The following is a 12922-nucleotide window of genomic DNA, read 5'->3' as shown; positions in this document are numbered from 1 at the left end:
TAACATTTCCGAAAGGTTTAGCAATCGCTTCTGTTCGCCCCCCCTCTCCGGTGCGCACCGCTGCGTAGCTTTTCCCTTCGGAGGTTTAACTGCGGGGAGCGATAAAGGTCCCGTTCCTGAGGTCAGACATGGCCTGGCGAAGCTCGTCTTTGGTGTTCATCACAATCGGGCCGTGCCAGGCCACCGGCTCGCGGATCGGTGCCCCTGCCACCAGAAGAAACCGCAGTCCGTCGGGACCAGCCTGCACCCGGACCTCATCACCGGCCCCGAACCGGACCACGGTGCGATTTCCGGACAGATCCCGAATATTCACCTCACGTCCCCCCACTTCCTTTTCAAGCAAAATCCCCTGGGGGGCAGCGGCATCTGCGAAAGCTCCGGCCCCCTCAAACACATAGGCAAAGGCCTGACGGCGGGTATCAATCGGCAGGGATTTCGTAACACCGGCGGGGATGGATACATCAAGGTAAAGCGGGTCAGCGGCAATCCCGTCTACCGGACCTGTACGGCCCCAGAACCTGCCCACAACAACGCGCACCACTGTGCCGTCATCTTCTTCGATCACCGGGATTTCAGCGGCGGGCACGTCCTGATAGTTGGGGGTGGTCATTTTCAGCTCTCTGGGAAGATTGGCCCAGAGCTGAAACCCATGCATCTGCCCTTGCGGGTTGGCGCTCGGCATTTCCTGATGCATGATGCCCGACCCGGCTGTCATCCATTGGATGTCACCCGCCCCGAGGCGTCCCTTGTTGCCCAGGCTGTCTTCGTGTTCGACCTCTCCTGCCAGCACATAGGTGATGGTCTCAATGCCGCGATGGGGGTGCCAGGGGAAACCCTGCCCGTAAAGCGCAGGATCATCCGAACGGAAATCATCAAAGAGCAGAAACGGGTCAAAGGATTTCGGATCATGAAACCCAAAAGCCCGATGCAGATGAACGCCTGCGCCTTCAAGCGTAGGCTGGGCGATATTTTGGGACAGAACAGGGCGAAGTGACATGGAAACCTCCTTGATCAGGCTGTGTCCATGATATGGGGTGGCCCGGTCACTTCGCAATTGCGCACAAATGCTCACCTCGAAAACAGAAAAGCACAGATCCCGGCCTTGCTCTTGGCCCGCTTATGGGTTGCAGTTTTCGTTCTCAAAACAGATCTTGGGTCCGTTCCGGGGCTTTGTCACAACCAGATCCGTCATGTTGCGTGAGAAGATGCCAGTCCATTCCCCCGAAAAAATCGGCAGATAAACTGCGTTTGTTTCCACAATCATCAGAAACTCCCCCAGATACATCAACGGGATCGCCTCTCTGTAACGTTCCTGAATATCCGTTGTCGTCAGTTCCGGAACACTTGCGGCTGGATAAGATTTGGACCAGACCTTTCTCAGAACCCGGCTTTCTTTGCCGCAGGCGGAACGACATTTAACCTCGGTCACCCTGATCCAGGCCCCCGGATTGTTGTTTGTCAGATAGCGAAACAGCTTGTGATAACCCTGCAAATCCGCTTCGGTCACATTGTCGTCACGCGAAATCAGATCGGAAATGGCGTAGTTTGCTTTCAGGGTCAGACTTTTTTCACGGAAGACATCAAAAAAGGTAAAGCCAATCATGAAGACGGTGAACACAAGCGGGATGAGGATGACGGATTCAACCGTAATCGAGCCATCATGCCGCGCCAGAAAAGACCGCAGGTGATATTGAACCGTTTTTTTCATCATTTCGGCTCCGCAACGTAAGTGGACCAGGACGACATGACCGACCCACCCGACGCATCCCGCGGCAAGTCCAGAACGAAGGGGGTTGGTGCAAAGAACGGGTCCATCACCAGGCAGGCCCGCACCAGGGTTGGCACCTTGTCAGCGCCCGGGGCAAACCGCAGATCCGCCGGATCAACACCATTCACACGGTCTCGGCAGGCGATCTTGCCCGTGGGCAGTTTCCAGGAACTGTCAAGGGCGCGCACATCAATCGACAGATCGGTTGTGCAGGTGGGGAAATAGATCATTTCGCTGCACATTCTGCGCTTCATCTCTTCGGGTGTCGCCGGCAGCATGGTTCCGAGGCGCAAAGACCGGATGCTCAGATCCAGCGCACGTTCCAAAAGAACGGTGCGAAAGGTGAAAAACCCGATTTCGAACGCGGTGAAGAAAATTGTCATGAACAACGGAAAAAAGATCACGAACTCAATGGTCGCGTTGCCGTTTTCCCGCTTCAGCCGCCGTTTCAAACCTTTGCACCAAGCCATCATCACTCTCCCGAAACCTTCACCCGGATCATTGTGTCAATCGCAGACGGGAAATGTCCTGCCCGATTGCGGAAAAGGCTTGTTCCAATCCGGAACCATCAACCTTGAAATAATATCCGGCCCCAGAGGAGCATCGTTCGAGAACGCTGCCCCCATCGCTGCCCCCGGCTGTCTCAAGCTCAATCGTATAGACCTTGATCCCCTGGATTTTTGCCGCGTCACATTGGTCCAGCAGCAATTGATCCACCGCTTTGTCAGGATCCGCATTCGACAGGCTGGTTCCCGGTGCGCTCAGGAAACTGAACTGATCAAAATATTTGGTCGTGAACCCTGCTTTCCAGAATTCTTCATAGCGCAGCTGCACGGCAGAACCGGGTTCATCCTGATCCCAGCAGTAATTGTAATATCCACTGGACCAGCTGTATCGCGTTTCGCAGGCGCGGTAAGACCCACTGCCATAGGGATGGTCAGCGGTACGCGGGGCGGATGCCGGCACATTGCGCCAGTGATACAGACCCGTCTTTGCATCATAGATCGACATGATACTTTGATCAGACAGATTGTCATAAGACTGAGAGTTGTTTCGCCAGAACGGGGACGGACCTGTGCGCCGCCCGTCTTTCAAACGACGATAGGAGGAGTTCAATCCATCCGTCATCAACACAACAATCTTGGATGTCTCAACAATCGAAGGGTCATAGGGGCGGCTGGCAAAACCCGAATAGACGATGTTGTCGTCAATCAATCCCTGAACGACGCTGTTTGCATCTTTCATCAAAAGCGCAACACCCCATTTCATCCCGATATGGATTGCGGTTCCGCCAAGCGCATCCAGCGCCTCGATATCCTGAACCAGATCCTCTGCGGAATCCTCAAGCGGGGCGATTTCCCGCCACGGCGCCGTGAAACAGCTCCACCAAGTGTCCTTGGATGTGGCCGCAGAGCCTGACGGTTCAACCCACCCGTTGGGATCCACCCAACTGCGATAGGTCAGACCGTAATACTTGGCAGCCTGACGCAGGGGCGCGCTCGGGTCGATCCCGGCAACAGAAAAATCCCCATCCATGAAGGTCGCGCAATGGCTGTCATCCTGCTGATCCACAAGATTGTACCGTTTCAACAGGTCCTTTCCGACCGAGACCTGCGATGAATAAGGCACCAGCGACAGCGAGGTATTCTTTTCCGTGTAGGTACAATTGGTTGAGGTGCTGGTGTCTTCCGGGTTGCACAGCAGTTGGTTGGAGAATTTCTTTGCCGCCTGCTTCAGCTCGTAAAGCTTCGTATTGCCGCTGGCGGACTGATATCCCATGGATCCCGAAACATCGACAACAAGCGAAACCTCAAGATGTTTCACAGCTTGTCGGGCACCACTGACGGCAACGGCATCCAGCCCCTTAAAGTCAATCAATTGCAGCAACAATGGCTCGACATGCATTTTTGCAGTCGCGCTGACCTCACTATGGGTTGCACTGGCATCCACCACGATATCCGCAGGATCAATGTAGTTCCCCAACCCGGCGGAATCGAAATAGGATTTCACAACCGCCGCTCGGTCTGTTGTCTGATCGGGATGGGCACCGGCCAGGATGGCACGATCCAGGGTGGCCTGAAGGCGGGTGCGCTGCGCTTCGTAATGCATGAAATCCACGCCAAGCCCGGCAATGATCAGCATGCCCACGATCATGAACAGCATGAATACGACAAGCGCGCCATCTTCGTCCCGCTGGAAGCGCAGGACATGATCAACAAGCTTCGAACCGATACGCGTTTTACGAGTTTTCCATTCTGCAAAGCGCATCATGAAATCCCCTTTCCTCAATACAAACAGGTCAAATTGGTCCCGACAAATACGCCGACACCAACGCCACCCAAACCCTACTTGGAGAGAGTTAACCTTATCCTTGTGGCGAAATTAGGGCATTCTCATTCTTCAAATCGGCCCAATCACACCTGATCAAGCATTTGTTTCCACTCACCTTCTTGTTTCCCATAGGTCAATGATAGCCGTTCACATTTCTCATTTTCGGGATGTGTTGTTAACCAAAGCAGCCTAGGTTGTGCGTGAAAGTGACGCAGGGTGCGATTCGCCCTGCGTGTGTCACCGGTCAGCAGTCAGGAGCATCAAATGACCCGAACACAAGAACCTTCATTCCGTGAATCCGTGGATATCATGTTCGACCGTGCGGTCGAGATCATGGACCTCCCCCCCGGACTGAAGGAAAAAATCCGTGTGTGTAACGCCACATATACCGTGCGGTTCGGCGTGCGGTTGCGCGGCGAAATCCGCACCTTTGTTGGGTATCGCGCCGTGCATTCCGAACATATGGAACCGGTGAAAGGGGGCATCCGTTACGCCAGTGCCGTGAACCAGGACGAGGTCGAAGCCTTGGCCGCCCTGATGACCTATAAATGCGCGCTGGTCGAAACGCCTTTTGGCGGTTCAAAAGGCGGGCTGTGCATTGATCCGCGCGAATATGAAGAGCATGAGCTGGAACTGATCACCCGTCGGTTTGCCTATGAACTGGCCAAACGCGACCTGATCAACCCCTCGCAAAACGTTCCCGCCCCCGATATGGGCACCGGCGAACGCGAAATGGCCTGGATCGCGGACCAATATGCCCGCATGAACACCACCGACATCAACGCCAAGGCCTGTGTCACCGGGAAACCCACACACGCAGGCGGGATCTCGGGCCGGGTCGAAGCAACCGGGCGTGGGGTCCAATACGCGCTGAGAGAGTTCTTCCGTCACGAGAAAGACAAGGCAATGGCCGGCCTGTCCGGTAAGCTTGAAGGGAAACGTGTCATCGTTCAGGGCCTTGGCAATGTGGGCTATCACGCTGCCAAATTCCTGTCAGAGGAAGATCACGCCCTGATCACCGGCATCATTGAACGCGACGGCGCGCTGGTCGACGAGAACGGGCTGGATGTGGAAGCGGTGCGCAACTGGATCGGCGCCAATGGCGGGGTTTCCGGTTTCCCGGACGCGACCTATGTCGAAAACGGGCGTGCGGTGCTGGAAAATGAGTGTGACATTCTGATCCCGGCGGCCCTGGAGGCCGTGATCGATCTGACCAACGCCGATCGGATCAAGGCACCGCTGATCATCGAAGCTGCCAACGGCCCCCTCACCGCTGGCGCCGATGATATCCTTCGTAAAAAGGGCTGTGTGATCATCCCCGATATGTATGCCAACGCAGGCGGCGTGACCGTTTCCTATTTCGAATGGGTCAAGAACCTCAGCCATATCCGGTTCGGCCGGATGCAGCGTCGCCAGGAAGAGGCACGTCACCAGCTTGTGATCGACGAGCTGGAACGGCTTGACCGCTACCTGGGGGACGCCTGGTCGATGACGCCGGAGTTCAAAGAGAAATATCTGCGCGGCGCAGACGAGCTCGAACTTGTGCGCTCGGGGCTGGATGACACGATGCGCACCGCCTATCAGGCCATGCGGGACGTGTGGCATTCACGCGACGATGTGCCCGATCTGCGCATGGCCGCCTATCTGGTGGCAATTGACCGGATCGCCAAAAGCTATCGCGCCAAGGGCCTCTGAGCTTTTATCGCCAATCAAAAGAAAAGGCCGCGCGATATGCGTGGCCTTTTTTTATCCGAAGATACAGACGCCAGTGGGGGATTACTTGCGCAAACGATCCGCCTGCGCTGCATCCTGAATGGCCCAGTATTGCAACGCGTCACGGATCCCTTCCGCAGCCTGCGACCGCCATTTCGCCGAGGTCATCCGCTCAAGATCCTTGGGCGAAGACATAAAGCCAAGTTCCAGCAACACCGACGGAATGTCCGGTGCTTTCAAAACAGAGAACCCTGCCTCCATCCGGGGGGTTTTGTAAATCGATCCCGTTGCGGAATGGATGCCTTCAACCAGCGCATCAGCCAAGGCGCTCGAACGGGGGGTGGTTTCCCTGCGCGCCAGATCCATCAGCACAAGCGCCACCTCATCATCCTGTTCCCGCAGATTCACCCCGGCCAGCAGGTCCCCCCGGTCATGACGTTCCGCCAGTTTCTGGGACGCAAGATCCGTGGCCTCCTTGGACAGGGTATAGACCGTGGCCCCGGTGGCACGCCCTTGTGCCAAAGCATCCGCATGCAGCGAGATGAACACATCAGCCCCGGCATGGCGGGCAATGGTCACACGTTCCTCCAATGAAACGAAGCTGTTGTCATCACGGGTCAGCACAACATCAAACCCACCGGCCCGACGCAGAACATCCCGCAACTCACGCGCAAATGTCAGCACCAGATCCGCCTCAACCACACCATCGCGTTCCGCGCCCGGATCAATTCCCCCATGACCGGGGTCCAGAACCACCCGCAACGCGGCTTGCCCACGCTGGTGAGGTTTGCCAACTGCATCGCCGGATCCCGAAACGAACGCAGGGCGGGTTGCGCCCAGATCCGGTGCCCCGGCGGTCTGCGCAAATTCCTCGTCCGAGACCGGCACGAGACGCAGGTGCAATCGCGCGCCCTGATCCCCCGTGGTCATTTGTGATGTCTTGATTTTCAGCGGCTCTGCCAGATCCAGCACAAGCCGCGTCCATCCCGGTCGATACAACCCGGCCCGCAGATCCGAGATCCGGTCGCTTTCATAAAGCACTGCCTCACGGTCAAGCCCGGTCCAGTCCAGCTCTGAAAAATCAATCACCAGACGTCGGGGCTGTGTCAGCGTGAAAACGCGCCAGGGCACGGCGCGTGTCATTTCAATCTGAAGCTCAAGGCTGCGCCAGTTTGCCTCCAACGTCACCCCATCACCCGCCAGACGGGCCAGCGCGGACAGTTTCCCTGCTTGGTCCGGTGTCGACTGCCCCTCTGCCAGCGCAGGGGTGAGCAGCAGACCGAAACAGACCACAAGACAGTTGAAAAAGCTGGTGAAACGACAAATTGAACGCAAGGGGCTGCTCCGTTCAGGATTGGGGCCGAGGGGCGGGTTTGGGCGATCATAGCAAACCGCCCTCCCCTGAACACCTGTTTTGCCCCGGCTCAATGGTACCGGGTTATGGGGGCACCGGAGGTATTGCGCGGCGTTATTGGGCGGACCGGATGTCCGAGACAAAAGCCTCCATCTGCGCCAGCGGCATATACCCGCGCGCAAGCTGTTCCCCCATCACGAAGGCAGGCGTTCCGGTGATCTGCAGACGGCGCGCAAGGGCGTGGTTCTCGCCAAGGATTTCGTCGACACGATCCGCCGTCATCCCCTTTGCAATCGCTTTGCCATCCAGCCCGAGATCATCCGCCAAAGCGATCAGATTGCCAATGCTGGCCGATCCCCGCAGGGTGATCAGCGCCGGGTGCAGTTTTTCATATGCATCCTCGCCAAACAGAAGTTGCGCCGAGATCGCAAACCGCGACGAGTTCAGGCTGTCTTCGCCCAGGATCGGGTATTCTTTCAGGATCAGGCGGATGCCCTTGTCTTTCTCCAGCAGCTCCGTGACTTCGTCATAGGCCTTGCGACAATAGCCACAACGGTAGTCAACAAACTCGACAATCGTCACATCCCCGTCGGGATTGCCAGCCACATGCGAATAGCCATCGTTGAACAGAGCTTCTGCATTGACCCGCACCAAGGCCAGATCATCCATCGCGGCCTGCGCTGCCTGACGCTCTTCCAGAACGCTGACCGCTTCCATGATCACTTCGGGGTTTTCCAGCAGATAAGCGCGCACCTCATTGCGAAACGCTTCTCGCTCGGCCTCGCTCATGTTGCTCAGATCAAATGCGGCGGCAGGCAAGGCGGTGCCAATCATCAAAGCGGTGCTCAGAAGGGTGTGTTTTGCGCGGGAAAAACGTTTCATGGGGTTCTCGTTCCGAAAAAGACAAATCCCTTTCGACATATGCGATTGCAGCCGATGCGCCAAGCCTGATCCGATCAAACCCGCGCGAGGTCGCGCGGCAGATGGTCCCAGCCTGCCCCCTTCCTCCCTTACCGCAGGTTGACTTTACGCCATTTGCGCGGCACCTGTCCGGCAAACCGGATCAGAATTCGAGGACCGACATGCGCAAATCTACCCGCGGCCAGGTGGCCCCCTTTATCGTGATGGACGTCATGGAAGCCGCCCGCGCCGCCGAAGCCGCCGGGCGACATATCATCCATATGGAAGTGGGCCAGCCGTCAACGCCCGCGCCGCGGGCAGCCCGTGAGGCATTGCTGCGCGAGATGGAAAAAGACGCGTTGGGATACACGGTTTCCCTGGGGCTTCCAGAACTTCGGGAAGGCATCGCAACGCTTTATAAAGATTGGTATAATCTTGACCTGAACCCTGCGCGTGTGGTGATCACACCGGGCAGCTCAGGGGCGTTTATCCTTGCTTTTTCCGCCTTGTTTGATGCGGGCGATAAAGTGGGGCTGGGCGAACCCGGATACCCGTCTTATCGGCAGATCCTCAAAGCCATGAGCATCGAAGCTGTCGGGCTGCAGACTGCCCCCGAAAACCGTTATCAACCGGTCCCATCAGACATTCCCGAAGGCCTTCAGGGCATGTTGACCGCCTCCCCCGCCAACCCCTCTGGCACAATGCTGGACCATGGTGCGCTTGAGGCGTTGATCGGGAAATGTCACGCGCAGGGCACCAGCTTCATCTCGGACGAAATCTATCACGGGCTGCAATATGGTGGTCGGGCAATTTCGGCACTGGAAGTGTCTGACGACATTTACGTGATCAACTCCTTCTCGAAATATTTCTCGATGACCGGTTGGCGCGTAGGGTGGATGGTCGTGCCCGAGGATCACATCCGCCACGTTGAACGTATCGCGCAGAATATGTTTATTTGCGCCCCTCATGCCAGTCAGGTGGCGGCAATTGCGGCACTGAAGTCACGTGAGGAGTTGGACGCAAACCTAGATACTTACGCAATAAATCGTCAAATTCTGACGGAAGAACTCCCCAAGATCGGATTTGGCAAATTTGCGCCGGCGGATGGTGCGTTTTACATCTATTGCGATGTCAGTGAACATACCAACGACAGTCGGGCCTTTGCTGCCGAAATTCTGGAGAAGGCTGGCGTCGCCGTCACGCCCGGTTTGGATTTCGACCCGCGCCGTGGCGCTCAGACCCTGCGCTTTTCATATGCCCGCTCAACGGCGGATATCAAAGAAGGGGTGGCACGTCTGGCAACGTTCATGGCCGGGCGGAAGGCAGACATTTAACCCTTCGCCGCCCTGGTTTCCGACAGAAGATTCGGGCGGCAGACAGGACGGCTTGCGGGGCAAGAAAATCATATCCCGGCGCCTCAGGCCGACAGGGCTTTTCCAAAAACACGCCCCAGTCGGCTGACCCCGTCCAGATATTGCTGATAGCTGGTCGCATTGGCTTTGACCCCATCCAGCCCATCCAAAAGGGTCCTGGCCATTTCGCTCGCCGGGACATCCAGCACCACACGCCCCAGCGCGGCCTGATCTTCGAACCAATCCGCCAGCACCGAGGAAAGCTGCGCCATGCCTTCGGCCACCTCCTCCTCTGCAGCGGAGGTTTTCACTTCCATCATCTCATGCCCATGAGGCGAATTGAACAGGGCTTCCATCCCCGCCCCCCCCTTGGCCAGCAACCCGGCAACCAGCGTATCCGTCACCGCACGCGAGGGATCGCGCAGCAGTTCCCCGCGCAGATCACAGACGGCCTGGGCGAAAAACACCACAACAAGGCGGCGAAACAGATCCTGTTTGTTGCGAAAGTGAAGATACAGCGCCGCCCGCGACATGCCCGCGGTCTTGGCGATATCCTCCATCGACGAGCGGCGAAACCCATATAGCCGGAACACCTCCAGCGCGGCCATCAAAATGGCCATCTGCTTGTCGTCGACGGTTATGTCTGCAGGGGTTTCGGGCATGTTCTGGCTTTCAATCCGGCAAGAGGTCTGAAGCGCCAATCTGACATTTTCGTCAAATTTTGTCAATTGACTTACTGACACTTTAGGCTCATTTTGTCATTACGCAATTACTCGCTGCGGAGGATCCCGATGTCTCAGCCCACGACCCGAACCCTTGTTATCAACAACACCCCTCATCAGGTCACTTTGCCCGGTGACGTGCCCCTTTTATGGGTGTTGCGCGATGAACTTGGCCTGACCGGCACGAAATACGGCTGTGGTGTTGCGGCCTGTGGCGCCTGCACCGTGCATATTGACGGCGAAGCGGTGCGCTCTTGCCAGGTGCTGCTGGAAGATATCGACGGGCCGGTAACCACAATCGAAGGGATCGGAACACCGGAAGCACTCAGCGCCCTGCAGGAGGCGTGGGTGCTCAACCAGGTGGCGCAATGTGGGTATTGCCAGTCGGGACAGATCATGCAGGCGGCCGCTCTTCTGGCAGAAAACCCTGCCCCGACAGATGACGACATCAACGACGCGATGTCCGGCAACCTGTGTCGCTGCGGCACCTATCCCCGGATCCGGGCCGCCATCCATGATGCGGCCAGAATGATGGAGGTCTCCTGACATGGGCAAGTTGAAGACTTTCACCCGGCGCGCCTTTCTCGTCACCTCAACCGCCGTGGCGGGGGGCGTTGCCTTTGGCGCGTATCAATTGGCCAAGACCCCTGACAATCCCTTGTCGGAAAGGGACGGCGCATTGAACCCATGGGTGGTGATCAATCAAGACGGGGTGAGCGCCGTGGTGCCGCATTCCGAAATGGGCCAAGGCGTGATGACCACGCTTGCCGCAATGGTGGCGGAAGAGCTGGACGTGGATCTGGACGCCGTGACGGTCCTGCACGGCCCCGCAGCCCAGGCCTATTACAACAGCGCCCTGGCAACCGATCGCCACTACAAAGCAAGCCAGGACCCTGCCCCCAATGGCTGGGCGGCCTCACTCACGCAGGCCTTTCCGAAACTTCTGTCGCTACAGATCACCGGCGGATCAACCTCCGCACTGGACGGAATGCAACAGATGCGCATGGCGGGGGCCTCTGCCCGCGCCACGTTGCTCATGGCGGCGTCGCAGCAATTGAATGTCGGGCTGGATCGTCTGCGCACCGAAGACGGCCATGTGATTGCGCCGGATGGCACACGCCTCAGCTATTCAGAGCTGGCCCCACGTGCCGCCACACTTGACCCGGAACAGAGCCCCCGCCTGAAATCCCCTTCCGAATGGCGCTATCTGGGCAAAAGCCAGCCGCGCAAGGACCAACCCCTGAAAGCAACCGGCACCGCGACATTTGGCATGGATGTCCGCCTGCCCGGCATGAGGTTTGCCTCCGTTCGCATGTCCCCGCGGCTGGGGGGCGAAATGCTCTCATTTGATGCCAGCACTACCGAAACCATGCCAGGGGTCGAGAAAGTGGTCGATCTGGGCAATGGTGTGGCAGTGATTGCACGCAACACATGGCTGGCGATCGAGGCGGTGAATGCAATTGACGTCACATGGGGAGACACCCCCTACCCCGCTGAAAACGATGCGATTTTTGAAAAGATCGAGACCGCTTTCGATCAGCCCGCCAACTGCACCTTGCGCGATGAAGGGAACGCCGACATCGCCTTTGCAGGCGATGCCCTGACCGCGGAATATCGCGTGCCATATCTGGCCCATGCGACGATGGAACCGATGAACTCCACCGCGCTTTACACCGATGGCAAGCTAGAGGTCTGGTCCCCCAACCAGGCCCCGGTTCTGGTGCGCGACACATGCGCAGCCGCTGCCGGGCTGGATGCCGAGAATGTTGAAGTGCACACCACGTTTCTTGGTGGCGGGTTTGGTCGGCGCGCCATGGTGGATTTTGCCGAGATCGCCACGCGGGTCGCCCTGGCCTTGCCCGGCACCCCGGTGCAGACCACCTGGTCGCGCGAAGAAGACATGCGCCATGATCACTATCGCCCCGGGGCCATCGCCCGGATGCGCGGGGTGCTGGAAAACGGCCGGATTGCTGCGCTGGACGGCCAGATGGCCGCACCATCAATCATGAAACAGCTTCTGACCAACATGCTCGGGGTCGAAATGAACCCGTCGGACAACACCCTTACCGAAGGGGCGCATGACCAGCCCTATGACATTCCCAATCAGCGGTTCAGAGGATACGCGGCGGATGTTGCGATCCCGGTCGGGTTTTGGCGCTCGGTCGGCTCCAGTCAGAACGTTTTTTTCCACGAGAGCTTTATCGACGAACTGGCCCATGAGGCAGCTGTGGACCCGCTGGACTTCCGCCTGCGCCACATCCGCCCACAACACGCCCCCTCCGCTACGGTTCTGGAAACCGTGCGCGACATGTCCGGCTGGACCGGCAAGACCGCGGACAATATCGGGCGTGGCGTGGCATTTGGGTTTACCTTCGGCACCGCGGTGGCCCAGGTGGTGGAAGTGGAACGCGATGCAGAGGGGCTGATCCGCCTGAACGACATGTGGATCGCGGCAGATCTTGGCACGGTGCTTGATCCGCTCAACGCAGAAGCCCAACTGACCGGGGGCGCCGTTTTCGGCCTGTCAGCGGCCATCCACGGACAGATCACCTTTTCTGACGGAATGGCGCAACAGGAAAACTTCCCGGATTATGACGCGCTGCGCATGGGGGTCACGCCCCGGTTTCATGTCAAGCTTTTGCAAAACATGGAGCGGATGGGCGGGGTTGGCGAACCGGGCACCCCCCCTGCCGCGCCTGCGCTGGCCAATGCCCTGTTTGACCTGACCGGCACCCGCGCACGCCATCTGCCCCTGATGGAGCAGTTCCAGTTTTCCAGCTGA

General features: G+C 58.0%; 11 protein-coding genes. 4 read left to right on the top strand and 7 right to left on the bottom strand.

All coding sequences use genetic code 11. The annotated features are described in order from the left end of the window. Positions 1-85 precede the first annotated feature (85 nt). The 4 genes from XMD517_RS02290 to XMD517_RS02275 form a co-directional block, all read right to left on the bottom strand. Positions 86-997, bottom strand: a complete 912-nt coding sequence (locus tag XMD517_RS02290; RefSeq protein ID WP_173487212.1) for a pirin family protein — start codon at positions 995-997, stop codon at positions 86-88. A gap of 120 nt (positions 998-1117) precedes the next feature. After that, positions 1118-1711: a TadE/TadG family type IV pilus assembly protein gene (locus XMD517_RS02285; protein WP_173488065.1), complete on the bottom strand. Its 594-nt coding sequence runs from the start codon at positions 1709-1711 to the stop codon at positions 1118-1120. After that, positions 1708-2238, bottom strand: coding sequence for a TadE/TadG family type IV pilus assembly protein (locus tag XMD517_RS02280; RefSeq protein ID WP_173487214.1), 531 nt, complete (start codon positions 2236-2238; stop codon positions 1708-1710). Before XMD517_RS02280 ends, XMD517_RS02285 begins: the two co-directional genes overlap by 4 nt. 28 nt (positions 2239-2266) lie before the next feature. Beyond that, positions 2267-4039 carry a TadE/TadG family type IV pilus assembly protein gene (locus XMD517_RS02275; RefSeq protein WP_173487215.1) on the bottom strand — a complete coding sequence of 591 codons (1773 nt, stop codon included), beginning with the start codon at positions 4037-4039 and terminating at the stop codon, positions 2267-2269. A gap of 324 nt (positions 4040-4363) precedes the next feature. Between XMD517_RS02275 and XMD517_RS02270 the strand changes: the two genes are divergently transcribed. After that, positions 4364-5794 (top strand): Glu/Leu/Phe/Val dehydrogenase, encoded by a 1431-nt coding sequence (locus tag XMD517_RS02270; protein WP_173487216.1) that lies wholly within the window; start codon positions 4364-4366, stop codon positions 5792-5794. 81 nt (positions 5795-5875) lie between these two features. On the opposite strand, the gene XMD517_RS02265 is transcribed toward XMD517_RS02270, so the two are convergent. Further along, positions 5876-7147 (bottom strand): N-acetylmuramoyl-L-alanine amidase, encoded by a 1272-nt coding sequence (locus XMD517_RS02265; RefSeq protein WP_254449785.1) that lies wholly within the window; start codon positions 7145-7147, stop codon positions 5876-5878. Positions 7148-7280: 133 nt separating this feature from the next. Continuing rightward, complete coding sequence (locus XMD517_RS02260) at positions 7281-8048, bottom strand: DsbA family protein (RefSeq protein WP_173487217.1); 768 nt, start codon at positions 8046-8048, stop codon at positions 7281-7283. Between the two features lie 200 nt (positions 8049-8248). On the opposite strand from XMD517_RS02260, the gene XMD517_RS02255 reads away from it, so the two are divergent. Continuing rightward, positions 8249-9400, top strand: coding sequence for a pyridoxal phosphate-dependent aminotransferase (locus XMD517_RS02255; protein ID WP_173487218.1), 1152 nt, complete (start codon positions 8249-8251; stop codon positions 9398-9400). An 83-nt stretch (positions 9401-9483) separates the two neighbouring features. Here XMD517_RS02255 and XMD517_RS02250 read toward each other — a convergent pair whose 3' ends face one another. Next, positions 9484-10080, bottom strand: coding sequence for a TetR/AcrR family transcriptional regulator (locus XMD517_RS02250; protein ID WP_173488066.1), 597 nt, complete (start codon positions 10078-10080; stop codon positions 9484-9486). Between the two features lie 129 nt (positions 10081-10209). Here XMD517_RS02250 and XMD517_RS02245 point away from each other — a divergent pair, with 129 nt between their 5' ends. Next, positions 10210-10686: a (2Fe-2S)-binding protein gene (locus tag XMD517_RS02245; RefSeq protein WP_173487220.1), complete on the top strand. Its 477-nt coding sequence runs from the start codon at positions 10210-10212 to the stop codon at positions 10684-10686. A 1-nt stretch (position 10687) separates the two neighbouring features. Next, entirely contained in the window at positions 10688-12922 is a 2235-nt protein-coding gene (locus XMD517_RS02240) for a molybdopterin cofactor-binding domain-containing protein (protein WP_173487221.1), read from the top strand.

The organism is Aliiroseovarius sp. xm-d-517 (genome assembly GCF_013283135.1).
GTDB lineage: Bacteria > Pseudomonadota > Alphaproteobacteria > Rhodobacterales > Rhodobacteraceae > Aliiroseovarius > Aliiroseovarius crassostreae.
Note: the sequence above shows the minus strand (reverse complement) of the source record. Positions and strands in the feature narration are given on the sequence as shown.